The organism is Rhizobium leguminosarum, assembly GCF_004123835.1.
In the GTDB taxonomy this organism is placed as follows: Bacteria; Pseudomonadota; Alphaproteobacteria; order Rhizobiales; family Rhizobiaceae; genus Rhizobium; species Rhizobium leguminosarum_M.
Genome location: NZ_MZMU01000018.1, coordinates 1 through 15,305, shown reverse-complemented (window position 1 = coordinate 15,305; position 15,305 = coordinate 1). Strand labels below are relative to the sequence as shown.

General features: G+C 60.1%; 12 protein-coding genes. 6 read left to right on the top strand and 6 right to left on the bottom strand.

The features are described 5' to 3' along the window. Positions 1-322 precede the first annotated feature (322 nt). The 3 genes from B5P46_RS24860 (at position 323) to B5P46_RS24850 (ending at position 4,904) form a co-directional block, all read left to right on the top strand. The gene (locus B5P46_RS24860; RefSeq protein ID WP_129421054.1) at positions 323-2,251 is read left to right on the top strand and encodes a diguanylate cyclase; all 1,929 of its coding nucleotides are present in this window, start codon (positions 323-325) and stop codon (positions 2,249-2,251) included. 77 nt (positions 2,252-2,328) lie between these two features. Further along, the gene (locus tag B5P46_RS24855; protein ID WP_129421053.1) at positions 2,329-4,623 is read left to right on the top strand and encodes an FdhF/YdeP family oxidoreductase; all 2,295 of its coding nucleotides are present in this window, start codon (positions 2,329-2,331) and stop codon (positions 4,621-4,623) included. Continuing rightward, positions 4,620-4,904, top strand: coding sequence for a hypothetical protein (locus tag B5P46_RS24850; protein WP_129421052.1), 285 nt, complete (start codon positions 4,620-4,622; stop codon positions 4,902-4,904). Before B5P46_RS24855 ends, B5P46_RS24850 begins: the two co-directional genes overlap by 4 nt. 10 nt (positions 4,905-4,914) lie before the next feature. Here B5P46_RS24850 and B5P46_RS24845 read toward each other — a convergent pair whose 3' ends face one another. The 6 genes from B5P46_RS24845 to B5P46_RS24810 all read right to left on the bottom strand — a co-directional run bounded on the left by B5P46_RS24845 (position 4,915) and on the right by B5P46_RS24810 (position 11,843). Beyond that, on the bottom strand, positions 4,915-5,913 hold the full coding sequence (locus B5P46_RS24845) for an AraC family transcriptional regulator (protein WP_129421051.1): 999 nt from the start codon (positions 5,911-5,913) through the stop codon (positions 4,915-4,917). Between the two features lie 1,257 nt (positions 5,914-7,170). Then, complete coding sequence (locus tag B5P46_RS24830; RefSeq protein ID WP_129421049.1) at positions 7,171-8,250, bottom strand: quaternary amine ABC transporter ATP-binding protein; 1,080 nt, start codon at positions 8,248-8,250, stop codon at positions 7,171-7,173. After that, on the bottom strand, positions 8,243-9,130 hold the full coding sequence (locus B5P46_RS24825) for an ABC transporter permease (protein ID WP_003551014.1): 888 nt from the start codon (positions 9,128-9,130) through the stop codon (positions 8,243-8,245). The genes B5P46_RS24830 and B5P46_RS24825 overlap by 8 nt, the downstream gene beginning before the upstream one ends. 208 nt (positions 9,131-9,338) lie before the next feature. Beyond that, positions 9,339-10,340 carry an ABC transporter substrate-binding protein gene (locus tag B5P46_RS24820; protein WP_027664581.1) on the bottom strand — a complete coding sequence of 334 codons (1,002 nt, stop codon included), beginning with the start codon at positions 10,338-10,340 and terminating at the stop codon, positions 9,339-9,341. 67 nt (positions 10,341-10,407) lie between these two features. Continuing rightward, positions 10,408-11,202, bottom strand: coding sequence for a pyrroline-5-carboxylate reductase family protein (locus tag B5P46_RS24815; RefSeq protein ID WP_129421048.1), 795 nt, complete (start codon positions 11,200-11,202; stop codon positions 10,408-10,410). An 11-nt stretch (positions 11,203-11,213) separates the two neighbouring features. Beyond that, the gene (locus tag B5P46_RS24810; RefSeq protein ID WP_029871401.1) at positions 11,214-11,843 is read right to left on the bottom strand and encodes a TetR/AcrR family transcriptional regulator; all 630 of its coding nucleotides are present in this window, start codon (positions 11,841-11,843) and stop codon (positions 11,214-11,216) included. Positions 11,844-11,990: 147 nt separating this feature from the next. Here B5P46_RS24810 and B5P46_RS24805 point away from each other — a divergent pair, with 147 nt between their 5' ends. The 3 genes from B5P46_RS24805 to B5P46_RS24795 form a co-directional block, all read left to right on the top strand. Then, entirely contained in the window at positions 11,991-14,027 is a 2,037-nt protein-coding gene (locus B5P46_RS24805; RefSeq protein ID WP_129421047.1) for an NADH:flavin oxidoreductase, read from the top strand. 48 nt (positions 14,028-14,075) lie between these two features. Next, positions 14,076-14,678, top strand: a complete 603-nt coding sequence (locus B5P46_RS24800; protein WP_129421046.1) for a dimethylsulfoniopropionate lyase — start codon at positions 14,076-14,078, stop codon at positions 14,676-14,678. A 29-nt stretch (positions 14,679-14,707) separates the two neighbouring features. After that, a partial coding sequence (locus B5P46_RS24795) for an electron transfer flavoprotein subunit beta/FixA family protein (protein ID WP_164986548.1) occupies positions 14,708-15,305 on the top strand: 598 nt, incomplete at its 3' end.

Sequence of the window (15,305 nt, the reverse complement as noted above, 5' to 3'; positions counted from 1 at the left end):
TATTGTGTCATTGGGCTCCATGTCCCGACGCAGAGGATGCCATTGTTAAACATGCCTTATGCATCGGCTGCTAGCCGTTGAACCGCTGGGTGTGGCGGACATGATGTCTCCCGCCGTCCTGGAGCATGACCTTTCAATTCCGGTTTCGCGTATTTCTGATGTCGTCAAATCTGGCAGCGGGCCTCTCTGCCCATACCTCATCGTCGCGGCGGACGCCGTTTTCCTGTCGTCGCATTGCTGCCGGCCGGCCTGCAGACGCACCTGCTGACGAATATAGCCTGACGGGTCTGCGGCTTAACGAAGCTCAAACCAGTGTTGCCCTATGATTGGTTCGGTACATGTATTGGAAGGTGGATCCAACGCAGTGAATGGCATCTGGACGCAATTCGGTGGCAACCTGTCATTCGTGTGCCTGGCGATTTCGCTCTGGGCGCATTTCTCGATCCAATTTCAGAGCCGTTCGGTCACACAGGAAAAAATCGCCTTCGGAATCATAGCCGGCGGTGCCTCCATCGGGTCCATATTGCTGGCCGTCGAAGTCAATCCCGGCATTTATATCGACATCCGCTTCTCGCCGCTTGCTTTGGCGGGCATGTTCGGCGGACCTATCGCGGCGGCCTTCGCGGCGTCGCTGGCGATGGTCTTCCGCTTTACTGTCGGCGGCGCCGCAATGATCGATGGTCTGATCGCAATTGCTGTCGCGACCGGTATCGGCCTGGCTGCCAATGTCTGGATTCGGAAGAGATCTCCCGAGCTCATGGACGTTGCGCTGCTGAGCCTCGCGCTCGGCGGCGCACTTATTGTCTTGATGGCGGTGCTTCCCACCCTGGTGCACGCCCGCGTACTGGCCATCATCGGCCTGCCGATGACGGTATTGAACTGCCTGGCGACGGTGCTGTGTGGTTTCGTTCTATTGAAGACGCAGCAATGGGATCTGGAGCGAAGCATCTTGGTGACCGCGTTTTCGCAGTCGCCCGACTATCTCTACGTGAAGGACCGAAACAGCCGGTTCATCACCGTCAATGAAAATATGATCCGCCTTTTTCGTTTCAGAACCACGGCGGAGATGACCGGATTGTCGGATTTCAATCTTATATCGCGGCCGCGCGCCGAAGAATTTTATTATCTCGAACAGCAGGTCATGGACACCGGGGTGCCCCTGATCGACTCCGTCGAGCGTATCGAAGACAGATACCTGCTCGCCTCCAAGGTGCCGCTGAAGGATAGGCAGGGACGGGTGATCGGCCTTGCCGGCGTCACGCGTGACGTGACGGAGCGGACTGCCCTGGAGCGGGAATTGCGCAAGAGCAAGAACCTGCTGTCACATGCGATGGCCGGCATGTCCGATGGCATCGCCATGTATGACAGCAAGGGTTTTCTCGTTTTTTGCAACGACCAGTATCGCGCCGCCTTTCCGCTATCCGGAGACGCCCGCGTGGTTGGCGCTCATATCAGCGACATCCTTCGCCGCGTTGCCGAAACCGGCGAGCGCACGGGTATCCCGGACGCTGACCGCGAAGAGTGGATCAGGTCCGTCAGCGCTACGTTGCACAGCAACAAGGACGAAGAGGTTCAGCTTCACAACGGCGACTGGCGCAGCATCCGGACAAGGTTAGCGGAAGACGGCACAGCGATGGCCGTTGTCTCCGACATCACGGCGACCAAGCAGGCGGAAATCGCCCTCAGGCTGTCGGCGGAGCAGTTGAAGAATCTCGCCGAGACCGATGGGCTCACCGGCATCGTCAATCGCCGGGCTTTCGACGAAGCTTTCGCACGTGAGACCGCAGGCAGCGCCAGGAAAAACACGTCGTTCAGCCTTCTGATGGTCGATATCGACCGCTTCAAGGCCTATAACGACACCTATGGTCATCCCGCCGGAGACCAATGCCTGCGTGTCGTCAGCAAGTGCCTGCGCCAGTCGGTGAGCCGGCCGGCAGATATCGTTGCACGCTACGGCGGAGAGGAATTTGTGGTTCTGCTCCCCGCTACCAGTGCAAAAGGGGCAATGATCGTTGCCGAGCAATTCGCGCGTCTCCTAAGCCAGGAGAATATCGTTCATTCCGGCAGCGAATTCGGACGGGTGACGGCCAGCATCGGCATATCCTGCGCGACGGGAGCCACCCTGAGGATCGACCCGAGCCGCCTTCTGACCGAGGCCGATGCCGCGCTCTACGACGCCAAGACGCAAGGCCGCAATCGCATCCTCGCACATTCGCCTGAAGAACGGCATGCCATGAAGGACGTCGGCTAAATTCTTGATAGGTATTTCCTATCAAGCCATCGCTCGTGCGCCCTTGATGTTTTCCCCGCTTCGGCAATACAGGGCGCATGGACACAAAATTCATTGGTAAGAAATCGGCGGCAGCCGGCGGCTGGGGCGCTTTGAAGAGCTGCGGCAAGCGGTTGCTGCAAAGCGGCATGCCGATTTCAGGGGCGCGGACGATGCTGAAGGCGAACCAGCCGGATGGATTCGATTGCCCGGGCTGCGCCTGGGGCGATCCGGAGCACGGATCATCGTTCGAGTTCTGCGAGAACGGCGTGAAAGCCGTCGCCTGGGAGGCAACGGAGAAGCGGGCCACGCCCGCCTTCTTCGCGGAAAAGACTGTATCGCAGCTTCGCCGGCTGACGGACTATGAACTGGAACTCAATGGCCGCCTCACGCATCCGATGCGCTACGATGCGGCGAGCGACCGTTACCTGCCGGTCGCGTGGGAGGATGCTTTTGCCGAGATCGGCAGCATTCTGACAGGCCTTGATAATCCCAACCGCGCGGAATTCTACACGTCGGGCCGGGCGAGCAACGAGGCTGCCTTCCTGTACCAGCTGTTCGTGCGCGTCTACGGCACCAACAATTTTCCCGATTGCTCCAACATGTGCCATGAGGCGAGCGGCATCGCCATGCGTCAGGCGGTCGGTGTCGGCAAGGGCACCGTGCTGCTGGAGGATTTCGAAGAGGCCGACGCGATCTTCGTGATCGGGCAGAACCCGGGCACCAATCATCCGAGGATGCTCGGCGACTTGCGCCGGGCGGCGATCCGCGGCGCGCGCGTCGTCGTCTTCAATCCCATCCGCGAACGCGGCCTGGAGCGCTTCTCCGACCCGCAAGACAAGGTCGAGATGCTGCGCGGCGGTTCGACCGATATCGCCAGCCTTTATCTGCAGCCGCAGCTCGGCGGCGACATGGCCGCGGTGCGCGGGATGGCAAAGGCCGTGCTGGCTGCGGAAGACGCCGCCGTCGCCGCCGGTCTGCCCTCCGTTCTCGACTATGCTTTCCTCGCCGAACATTGCGCGGGCTTTGCGGAATACAGGAAAGCGGTCGAGGCGACCAGCTGGGCGGAGATCGAGGACCAGTCGGGACTGAGCCGGCAGGAGATCGAACGGGCGACCGATGTCTATATCAGCGCCGAGCGGGTGATCTGCACTTGGGCGATGGGCGTGACCCAGCATCTGCATTCGGTGGCGACGATCCGCGAAATCGCCAATTTCATGTTCCTGCGCGGCAATATCGGCCGGCCGGGTGCCGGCTTTTGCCCGGTTCGCGGCCATTCCAACGTGCAGGGCGACCGCACCGTCGGCATCAACGAAAAGCCATCGGACGATTTCCTCGATGCACTGGAGAAGCATTTCCGCTTCACCGTTCCCCGCCAACATGGCCACAATGTCCTTGCCGCGATCGGAGCAATGCTCGATGGTTCGGCCGAGGCCTTCATCGGCCTTGGCGGCAATTTCGCGCGCGCCACGCCCGACAGCGCACTCGTCGAAAAGGCGCTGCGGCGGCTGAAGCTGACGGTGCACATCGCGACCAAACCCAATCATTCGCATCTCATGCCCGGCGAGACGGCCTTCATCTTGCCGTGCCTCGGACGCACCGAGATGGATCTGAACGCGGCAGGCAACTCCCAGCTCATAAGCGTCGAGGATTCGATGAGCATGGTGCACGGATCTGCCGGCATCAATCGTCCGGCCTCGCCACATCTCCTCTCGGAAGTCGCCATTATTGCCGGCATTGCGCAGGCGACGGTCGGCTCCGCCGTGGTCGACTGGTCAGAGCTTGCCGACGACCACGACCTCATCCGCGATCATATCGAGGCGACCATTCCAGGCTTCGAAAACTACAATAAGCGCCTGCGCAAGCCGCGCGGTTTCCACCTGCGCAACACGGCCGCCCACAGGGAGTGGGATACGCCGGCAGGCAAGGCGTCATTTTCTTGCGAAGCGCTTCCGGAGGAGACGGTGCATCAACGGGCGCGAAAGGGTGAGGGGCGTTTCGCTCTGCAGACCTTCCGGTCGCACGATCAATACAATACGACGGTTTACGGTCTCGATGACCGATACCGCGGCGTCTACGGGGAGCGGAAGGTCATCTTCATTCATCCAGCCGACCTGACGGCGATGAATGCCGAGGCCGGTGACCGGGTCGACGTGGTGGGCGAGCATGATGACGGTATCGAGCGCATCGCCGAGAATTTCCGCTTTGTGCCCTATGACATTCCGCGAGGAAGCATAGCGGGTTACTATCCCGAACTGAACGTGCTCGTGCCGCTTGGCAGCGCGGGCAGGGAAAGCGATACGCCCACCTCGAAATCCATCATGGTGTCCTTCCGCCGGCGAAAAACCGCGTGAGCGAAGAAGCCTCCGACGCCGATCGTTTTCTTGCCCTCGTCGCCGCGGCGCAAGGCAGGGATATCAGGCTGACATCCATCCAAGCCGGTCTCCTTGTCGCCGCGGAATTGGGGATTGCGGGTGACAGCCGCGCCTTTGCGCGCAAGCTGGGGATTGCGCATTCTCTCGTGCTCAGGGAACTCAACGTCCTGGCGGAACGCGAAGGGGTGCTGCAGATCGTCAAGCGCGATCCAAGGACGATGAGAGTGCATTACACATTGCCGCCGAGGGACGAGACCTAAACCCCTTGCGTTATCGCCGGATCACGCGCTTCCTGGTGTCGGAAGGGTATTCTCCGTATGTGTTTTTATAGACTGCGGAAAACCGGCCGAAATGAAAGAAGCCCCATTTGAGGCAGATGGCCTTCATTGTGTCCTTGCTCTCGGGATCGAGCAGATCCTGGCGCGCGGCGCGCAGCCGAAGCGTTAGCAGATAGGCGGCGGGAGAGGTCCCCCTGAAGGCACGAAACCCGGTTTCGAGTGCCCGGCTGGAGACGCCGGCCGCTTCGGCCACCTTCGTCATTGTGATCGGTTGATCGATATTGGCGTGCATGAATTCGATCGCTCTGCGGACATGCCGGGGGGCAATCAGGGCAGGGCCATTCTCCAGGAAATGCGATAGCCGGTGCGGCACCAGGCGCACGACCAGATCGGCCAGCGCCTGCGTCATATGCGCCATGGCAATCGGCGACTGCAGCAAGGGGCCATCGTCGCGCATCCCCGAGATGATGGTTTCCGTGAGATTGCCGATCAACCGGCCTTCCGGCTTGGACAGATCCAGTTCAGGCAGCAGGTCGAGGGAGCCGCTGAACGGCATCTCGAAAGTCTGGCCGATCGTCTGCAGGATGACGGGCCAGTTGATCAGCAACTCGTCGATGACGTTCGATTGCCCATGCATGATGACGCTGTCGGGCTCGAAATTGTTATAAAGAAGCAATTTTCCTTGTCCGGCCTCGGCGATGCGGGACCCATAGGTGACCCCCATGCCGCCGCTGCGCGGCACGACAATCGACAGATACTCCGACGTATCGACGGTCGGCTCGATATTGAACTGAAACTCCGCCTCGTGATAACCCGTCAGCAGGACGGCCTTGTCACAGACGGAGAAATCCAGCCCCCAATGGAAGTCCTTGGCGCGGCCGACGGGCTCGGCATCAAATGCGCCAAAAGCGCCGCCCAGCGTTTCGACCATGTTGTCGAAGGACGAACCACTAAATCGAAATGAAAATGGGGGAGGGCTATTTTCAGTCATGCTGCTCCCATTGTTCGATCTGGCTGTTTCGGCATGCTCTTTTCCACTGCTCGCAGGTGCCAGCGCGACGCGCGGCCGACCCGAATGTCGGATTTGTGCGCGTACCTCTGCCAGCCTTGCCGGTCGTCATGGATGGTCGTCCCCTGCCGCGGCACTTCATCAGAGACCGCAGACGGGATGGATGAGCGGGGCTTGGATGTATATTAGACGATTGTTGGATAAAGTGCAGCAGCTTGCAGCGGAGCAGGTGGATCTCCGCGTGATATCGGCATCGAGACCAGCGGCGTGCGTCAGCTGATGCAGGCCGAACTCGGGCGTGGCAGGCGTCAAAAAGACCAACCCGTTGAATGCATTATCGATCGTTCCCATCCAGCGCAGATTTGTCGCCCAGACGACAGGAGCTGACAGAACCCGCCGGCATAGGCAAGACGTCACGTTGCCGGTTATGGTGATAACCCGCTGATAAAACGATTACGCTAAAGGAGTGATTTACAGCTGTATCCGCCACGCCACAGATTTACCCGCGGCGATCTTGCCGGATGCACATCATCTGGAAGCTTATAGAGAACGCCCCGTTCGAGGGCCGCGCAGTCGCCTGCCGAAGGTTCTTAGTGGACCGCTTAAAGATGCCTTCGGCAGGCTGACAGGCATGCAGGCATACGCACGGGATGGAGTGCGTATGTATGATCCCTTCCATCCTTTTGGGGGTGATGGGATGGACGGGCTTGGCTTTGGGACCGCGAACCATCATGGTCACGGTCGGGTTTCATCTTACTGTTCCTTAGCTGTGGAGCAATTGTCGGGTCCCGATATTGTCGGCCAACCGGCTTTTCGTGACGCAGTCTGGACTGATCTTGCGCAAAATGTATATGAACCAGCGCCGCTGAAGCCGCCTGTTCCGCGCAATGAACTGCGCAAAGTGGACAGAGATCTTTAGTTTCTCATTTGGCACGAACGATGGGACGCCGGCATGATGCCGCCGCGTGCGATGCGTTCGGTTCTTTGAGCTGAGCAATGATTTCTCACTGAAGGCACAAGCGACGGAATCGTTTCCAACACGCCGATGTCGACGTCGAGACTCTCTGTTTCCGCGACGCTCGCCGCGCCCGCGCAGGCCGATCGGCGAAAACAAACGCGGGAAGAGTTTTGACATCGTGATCCCCAGGCGTCAGGCGGCCGACTTCCCAGTTCCGGAGATGGCGACGTACCTGATATCTGTGTCGGCAACGAAACGGAAAGACGGCCGCATTGAGAGCTTCAAAGTGCGACCGAGAGGGCGCTGTCGCGTCGGGGAGCCACCTCCTGCGAGTTCACCATCGCGCCCGCGAGCTGGCGGAAGGTGACAAGCCCCAAGGCTTCCCCGGATGGTGAAACCACCCTGGCATCGTCGTGCGCCGCCGATGCCAGGATCCGGACGGCATCTTCGACGGTCGTGCCGGATGCGATCGTCAATCCGCCTGGCACCGCACCGGAATGCAAGGATGTCATGACGGCATCGACCTGGATGACCCGGCCTCGATTGACCTCCTTGACGAAGTTGGCGATGTAGGCGTCGGCCGGACGCAGAACGATGTCCTGGCTGGTGCCCTGCTGGATGACTTCGCCATCGCGCAGGATCGCAATCTGGTCGCCCAGCCGAAGGGCTTCGTCGAGGTCATGGGTGATGAAGACGATGGTTTTCTTGATCTCCTTCTGAATGTCGAGAAGGACCGTCTGCATATCGGTGCGGATCAGAGGGTCGAGCGCCGAATAGGCCTCGTCCATCAGCAGAACCGGCGCATCGTTCGAGAGGGCTCGCGCCAGCCCGACACGCTGCTGCATGCCGCCCGATAGCTGGTTGGGATATTTGCTCTCGAAGCCCTTCAGGCCGACCCGCTCCAGCCAGCCCATGGCGACGTCGACGGCTTTCGAGCGCTCCATGCCCTGCACTTCGCGGCCGAAGATAGTATTGTCGAGAACATTCCTGTGCGGCAGAAGCGCGAACTTCTGAAACACCATTGCTGTCTGGTGCCGGCGAAATGTCCGCAATTCGGTCTCGTTCATTTTCACCACATCGACGCCGTCGACCAGCACTTCGCCGGCGGTTGGATCGATCAGACGGTTGATGTGGCGGATGAGCGTCGACTTGCCCGAACCCGAAAGGCCCATGATGACCTGGATGCGGCCCGAGGGTATCTCGACATTGATATCTTTCAGGCCGAGCACGTGGCCGTGCTTTTCGTTGAGCTCGGTCTTCGACAATCCCTTTTTGACGGCATCGACATGAGCGCCAGGATTGGGACCGAAGATCTTGTAGAGATGGCGGATCTTGATGCCGCCGAAACGTTGATCAGCCATGGACGATCTCCCGATGCTTCTGGAGCCGCTTGCCATACGCCTGGCTGACCCGGTCGAAGATGATGGCGATGCCGACGATGGCAAGGCCGTTGAAAATACCCAGGGTGAAGTACTGGTTGGCGATCGCCTTCAGAACCGGCTGGCCAAGGCCCTGGACGCCGATCATCGAGGCGACGACCACCATGGCGAGCGCCATCATGATGGTCTGGTTGATACCGGCCATGATGGTGGGAAGCGCCAGCGGCAGCTGGACCTTGAACAGCTTCTGCGAACTCGACGTTCCGAACGCATCGGCTGCCTCGAGCACGTCCTTGTCGACCAGGCGGATCCCGAGGTCGGTCAGCCTTATCATCGGCGGGATGGCGTAGATGACGACGGCAATCAGTCCCGGCACCTTGCCGATGCCGAGCAGCATGACGACAGGGATCAGATAGACGAAGCTCGGCATCGTCTGCATGACGTCGAGGATCGGATTGATAACGCGCTGCAGCCGGTCGGAACGCGCCATCAATATCCCCATCGGAATGCCGATGGCGATGGAGAGCACGGTACAGACGAAGATCATCGAGACCGTCCGCATCGTATCGTCCCACATGTCGAAATAGCCGATCAGCAGCAGTGTAACGAGACAGCCGAGGACGATCTTCAGGCTGCGACTGGCAAACCATGCGATGACAAGGATGATTGCCGTAATGATCGGCCACGGCGTCTGCGTCATGAAGCGGTCGGCGGCGATCAGGAAATGCTGCAGCGGGGAGAAGAGGCTTTCGATCGCGTCGCCATAGGTGCGGGTAAATGCGCGAAAACCGTCATCGATCGCCTTCTTCAGATTGCGAAGGGCGTCGTCATCCATATGCGGGAATTTATAAAACCATTCCATTCGGTTCCCCTTTTTCTTCAAAGAGCCGTGGCAGTCTTTTTGATTTTATCGGCAGCGAGAGGCGGTGCGCATTAAGCGCACCGCAGTAGTCGGCGTTAGAGCATGATGCCGAAAAGTGTGAGCGGTTTTCGGACGACATCATGCTCTCACTATTTAACTTAGAACAGGATTCAGATTTTAGGCCGAACGGGCCTAAAATCATCCTGTTCTAGAGAGCAGCTTCGATCTTGGTGGCTGCCTCAGGCGAGACCCACTTGCTCCACAGGTCTTTGTTTTCTTTGAGGAAGTGCTTGGCACCGTCCTCGCCGGTCGCCTGGTTGTCGGTCATCCAGGCCATGAGCTTGTTGACCGTGTCGTTGCTCCAGGAGCGCTTCGTCAGGTAGTCCATGACTTCAGGGCCGACCTTTTCCGAGAAAGGTTTTGCAACGAGGGTGACGATCTTGTCGACCGGCCATGCATTCGGCTTCGGATCAGGGCAATCGGCGACGGTATTGCAGCGCTTCCATTCGGCGGCGTCGTTCGGCACGCCGGCTTCCAGCTTGACCATCTCATACTTGCCGAGCAGCGCGGTCGGCGCCCAGTAATAGCCGGCCCAGCCTTCCTTGCGTTCGTAGGCCTTGGAGATCGAACCATCGAGGCCGGCAGCCGAGCCGGTATCGACGAGGGTGAAGCCAGCCTTGTCGGCTTCGAAGGCCTTGTAGAGCTGCGTGGTCACCACGGTGCCGCCCCAGCCCTGCGGCCCGTTGTAGATGGCGCCCTTCTTCGGGTCCTCGGGAGCGGGGAAGAGTTCCGGATGCTTCAGCACGTCGCCGATGGTCTTGATATCAGGATGGGCATCGGCCAGATATTTGGGAATCCACCAGCCCTGCACGCCGCCATCGGGCAGCGGAGAGCCGACCTGGACGATCCGGCCTTCTTCCGTTCCCTTTTTGACGACATCGGGCAGCAGGTCGATCCAGGCTTCCGGCGCGATATCCGGCTGGCCCTTTTCGGCCATCGAGGTAATCGTCGGGACCGTATCGCCGACGGTGATTTCGGCCTCACAGCCATAACCTTCGTTCAGGATGAACTTGTCGAGGTTGGAGAGAACCTCTGCACTCTGCCAGTTCATGCTGGCGATGGTGACAGTGCCGCATTCGGCGGCGCTGGCGAAAGACGCCCCGCCGATCAGGCCGAACGTCAGACATGTCGATGCGAATAGTTTTTTCATTCTCGTTCCCTCTGTTTAGCGGCCGGTTTTGCTGAGCGGGGCGCCGCAGGACCCACTCCAACGGTTGTCAGGAAGCGTCTCCCATACTCACCGATTTCTTGAATGCAGCCGATAGTCCCTTCGCGACCGAAGCGTCGAACCCCGCAACGCGCATACTTTCGATGGCCGCCGCAGTGGTGCCGCGATAGCCGACAAAGGCTTGAACGACGTCGTCAGGACATTCGTCGCGGCGCTCCAGCAGGCGGCCGGCGCCTGTGATCACCGTGTTGACGGCGCGGCGCGCAATCTCCGCCGGCAGGCCATTTGCGACGGCGTCGCGCATCATGGCGGCGGCGAGCAACGCCGGGAAGGCCGGTCCTGACCCGGAAAGACCCGTGAGGTAATCGATGTCGCTTTCCCTTGCGACCTCGTCCTCAGATCCGCATGCCTGAAAAATCGCGCGGACGAGGGCCCGGTCGTCTTCGGTGACATCGTTCGCGCCAATCCACGGCGTATAGGACTTGGCCACGTCGGCGGCGGCATTGGGCAAAGCGCGGACAACGCGCCCGGTGTTGTGGCGCTCGGAAAGTGCGTCCAGGCGGATGCCCGCCATGACTGAGATGACGAGCTTGCCGCCGGCATCGACATCAAGAGCATGCCAGTCATCAGGGCGGACGGAGAGAAGGATCACGTCCGAGTGGTCGGCAAGCGCCCGATTGTCGGTGGTCAGGAAAGAATTCGGGAAACGGCGCGGCTGCTCGCTGCGATAGGAGAGGGAGAGATTTCGAGGTTCGACCAGGCGGGCATCAAGGATCGAGCCGGCGATTGCTCCACCAAGCCAGCCGCCGCCGCCAATGATACCGATCCTCAAGGAAGCGCTCATCCCGGCCTTCCCTAACCGGGCCTATAGCCATGCCGAGAGAAGAAGCGATCGAGCTCCCTCTGCTGCGGCACTTCGCCGGTGTAGATCGCGATATATTCTGGAATCCGTTTCATGCGGACGGCGAGTTCCTCCTTAGCTTGCATAGAGATATATCCGATCTGCACGAGGTAAGTTGTTCGCGCTCGGACATCTGATGTCGCTTCTGGTAGCCCGAACCGGATAAACATCCGCTTGAGAGCTTCCAGGCGAAGCTGATCGGCTTGCCGGACCTCGGCGAGAATCTCGTCGGACTGCAGCGCCCAGCTGCGCACGGCGAATTCGAACCTGGCGTCGAACAGATCATTGTTGAGCCAGCAATCGAAGACGTTGAGCATCGCCTCGGCGAGCGATTCCGCGTAGGCTTCGGACTGCTTGACGATGTTGCCGGTGTTTTTGTCGCGCCAGCGCGCCACGAGCCCGGCCAGAAGTTCCTCCCGGTCCTTGAAGAACCAGTAGAAGCTCGTGCGCGAGAGGTTGAGCTTCTTCGCCAGGGGCAGAATCTTCACCGAATCCACGCCGGAATCCAGCAGAGAGTGGTATGCTGCTTCCAGCCATCCCTCCTGTGATCCGCGCCAGCCTGTGTCATTCAGAGCCTGATCCATGGATTATCTCCTATCAAATTGTGAAGCTGCGTACAAGAAAAATGTACATCGGTGTCGAAATCAACGACCAGGTTGTTTTCCAAGTTGACACATATGTACATTGTGCTTAGCGTCTCCTCTGACGTTTTTAATCCGGAACCACGGCCCATGTCGAACGATCCCCTTCTTCAGCCCTATCAGCTCAAGCATCTGACTCTGCGCAACCGTATCATCGTGACCTCCCACGAACCGGCCTATCCGGAAGACGGCATGCCGAAGGAGAGGTATCGCGCCTATACGGTGGAGCGGGCAAAGGGCGGTGTGGCCTTGACGATGACGGCAGGCTCGGCCGCGGTTTCCAGGGACAGCCCGCCGGTCTTCAACAACCTGCTCGCCTACAAGGACGAGATCGTGCCCTGGATCAGGCAAATGACCGATGCCGTGCATGAAGAGGGTGCGGCGATCATGATCCAGCTCACCCATCTCGGCCGTCGCACACGCTGGGACAAGGGTGATTGGCTGCCGGTGGTGGCGCCATCGCATCAGCGCGAGGCGTCGCACCGCTCCTTCCCGAAGAAGATGGAAGATTGGGACATCGAGCGCATCATCAAGGATTTCGCAGACGCTGCCGAGCGCATGAAGGCAGGTGGCATGGACGGCGTCGAGCTGGAAGCCTATGGCCACCTGATCGACCAGTTCACGTCTCCGCTCACCAACGAGCTCGACGGTCCCTATGGCGGCTCGCTCGACAACCGTTTGCGCTTCTGTCTCGATGTCTTCAAGGCGATCCGGCAAAGGGTGGGGAACGACTTCATTCTGGGCGTGCGCTATACCGCCGACGAATGTCTTCCCGGCGGTACCGGCAAGGGCGACGGCATCGAAATCTCCAAGCGCCTGAAAGCAAGCGGCCTCATCGATTACTTGAACGTCATCCGCGGTCACATCGATACCGATGCGGGTCTCACCGACGTGATCCCGATCCAGGGCATGGCGAATTCGCCGCATCTCGATTTCGCCGGCGAAATTCGCGCCGCAACCAATTTCCCGACCTTCCATGCAGCGAAAATCCCTGACGTTGCCACCGCGCGCCACGCGATCGCCTCCGGCAAGGTCGACATGGTCGGCATGACCCGCGCCCACATGACCGACCCGCACATCGTCCGCAAGATCATCGAAAAGCGGGAAGACGATATTCGTCCCTGCGTCGGCGCCAATTACTGTCTCGATCGCATCTACCAGGGCGGGGCAGCCTTCTGTATCCACAATGCCGCCACCGGCCGCGAACTGACCATGCCGCATATCGTGGCAAAGGCAGACACCAAGAAAAAGGTCGTCATCGTCGGCGCCGGCCCGGCCGGTCTGGAAGCGGCGCGCGTCGCCGGAGAACGCGGCCACCAGGTCGTCGTTTTCGAAGCGGCCAACAATCCCGGCGGGCAGATCCGCCTCACCGCCCAGAGCGAGCGCCGCAGGGAGATGATCAGCATCATCGACTGGCGCATGAGCCAGTGCGAGAAATACGACGTCACCTTCCACTTCAACAGCTGGGCGGAAGCCGATACCATCGAGGCCGAGAACCCCGATGTCGTCATCATCGCGACCGGCGGCTTGCCGCATACCGAGGTTCTCGCCAGCGGCAACGACCTGGTGGTCTCCTCATGGGACATTATCTCCGGCGACGTGAAGCCTGGAACCAACGTGCTGATCTTCGACGATGCCGGCGACCATGCCGGCCTTCAGGCGGCCGAATTTCTCGCCAAGGCAGGCGCCAAGGTCGAGATCATGACGCCGGACCGGTCCTTCGCGCCCGAGGTCATGGCCATGAACCTGGTGCCCTATATGCGGTCGCTGCAGAAGCACGACGTGACCTTCACCGTCACCTATCGTCTCGAAGCCGTCGAAAAGAGCGGCAACCAGCTCGTCGCCCATGTCGGCAGCGATTACGGCGGGATTGCCAGGCAGCACAGCTTCGACCAGATCGTCGTCAATCATGGGACCATTCCGCTCGATGAGCTCTATTTCGAGCTGAAACCCAGCTCGAGCAATCTCGGCGAGATGTCGCATGACCAGCTTCTTTCCGGAGAACCTCAGTCCGTGATCCGCAATCCTGATGGCAAGTTCCAGCTGTTCCGGATCGGCGATGCGGTCGCCGCACGCAACACGCATGCCGCCGTCTATGACGGGCTGCGCATCGCGAAAGATATCTGATCGCAAGAGCGGACCGCTTGCCGGCCGATCGTCTCCGGAGGTGATGACATGAGTTTACGCAATGAAAGCCTGCAGTTTTTCGTGGATGCGGCTTTCGTGGCTTTCGACCAGTTCGCCAAGGCCCCGGAAGCCCGCCGCTCGGTCGGTCAGATTTTTGCGGCGCTGGAGCGCCCGGGTATTGTGCGCGCAGGGCAGGGAAGCCGATTGCCCGTGTGCGCTCAGCTTGATGTGGCGCTCTCGATCGATACGTCCTATCCTTCGCTGACGCGTTTGATCGAGGGGTTCAAAGGCATCGAGCCAATGCTTGAATGGCGTCGGCGCAGCAAGTATGACCACACGGCCAGCGGCAATTTTGTCGATGGGCATGCCAACGCCATGATTATCGGCCCGGGAGGATTGGAGGAGCGGAGCGACCTGTGGATCGGCGTGACGTTGATGGCGCCTCACGTGCGCTATCCCGATCACGACCATGCGCCCGAGGAAGTCTATCTCGTGCTTTCCGAGGGAGAGTTCCAGCAGGGGGAAGGTGACTGGTTTTCGCCAGGTATCGGCGGATCCTTCTACAATGTCCCAGGCATCAAACATGCCATGAGGTCGCTCGACACGCCGTTCTTCGCCTTCTGGCTATTGCTTGCCGAACGACCGCACTGACGCAGTCTAGAAATAAAGGGGGTTTGCCCATGAAGATACTCGTCCCAGTCAAACGGGTTGTCGACTACAACGTGAAGATCCGGGTAAAGCCGGATGGCACGGGTGTCGAGCTTGCCAATGTGAAGATGTCGATGAACCCGTTCGACGAGATCTCGGTGGAAGAGGCGCTGCGGCTGAAGGACGCCGGCAAGTGCGAGGAAGTGGTGGTCGTTTCGATCGGCCCGGCCAAGGCCGAGGAGACGCTGAGGACCGCCCTTGCCATGGGCGCCGACCGGGCGATCCTGGTCGAGACCGACGATCAGATCGAGCCGCTCACTGTGGCGAAGATCTTGAAGGCTGTGGCCGATGCCGAACAGCCGGGGCTGATCATCGTCGGCAAGCAGGCGATCGACGACGACAGCAATCAGACCGGCCAGATGCTGGCGGCGCTGCTTGGGACTGCCCAGGCGACCTTCGCCTCGAAGATCGAGATCGGGGATGGCAAGGCTCAGGTGACCCGCGAAGTCGATGGCGGCCTGCAGACGATCGAGATCAAGCTGCCGGCGGTCGTCACCACCGATCTGCGTCTGAACGAACCGCGCTATGCCTCGCTGCCGAACATCATGAAGGCGAAGAAGAAGCCGCTCG

Excerpts from the sequence above, each read along its gene's own strand:
- B5P46_RS24855 (WP_129421053.1), top strand. The coding sequence starts at position 2,329 with ATGGACACAAAATTCATTGGTAAGAAATCGGCGGCAGCCGGCGGCTGG.
- B5P46_RS24810 (WP_029871401.1), bottom strand. The coding sequence starts at position 11,843 with ATGGATCAGGCTCTGAATGACACAGGCTGGCGCGGATCACAGGAGGGA.
- B5P46_RS24860 (WP_129421054.1), top strand. The coding sequence starts at position 323 with ATGATTGGTTCGGTACATGTATTGGAAGGTGGATCCAACGCAGTGAAT.
- B5P46_RS24845 (WP_129421051.1), bottom strand. The coding sequence starts at position 5,913 with ATGACTGAAAATAGCCCTCCCCCATTTTCATTTCGATTTAGTGGTTCG.
- B5P46_RS24800 (WP_129421046.1), top strand. The coding sequence starts at position 14,076 with ATGAGTTTACGCAATGAAAGCCTGCAGTTTTTCGTGGATGCGGCTTTC.
- B5P46_RS24805 (WP_129421047.1), top strand. The coding sequence starts at position 11,991 with ATGTCGAACGATCCCCTTCTTCAGCCCTATCAGCTCAAGCATCTGACT.
- B5P46_RS24825 (WP_003551014.1), bottom strand. The coding sequence starts at position 9,130 with ATGGAATGGTTTTATAAATTCCCGCATATGGATGACGACGCCCTTCGC.
- B5P46_RS24820 (WP_027664581.1), bottom strand. The coding sequence starts at position 10,340 with ATGAAAAAACTATTCGCATCGACATGTCTGACGTTCGGCCTGATCGGC.
- B5P46_RS24830 (WP_129421049.1), bottom strand. The coding sequence starts at position 8,250 with ATGGCTGATCAACGTTTCGGCGGCATCAAGATCCGCCATCTCTACAAG.
- B5P46_RS24815 (WP_129421048.1), bottom strand. The coding sequence starts at position 11,202 with ATGAGCGCTTCCTTGAGGATCGGTATCATTGGCGGCGGCGGCTGGCTT.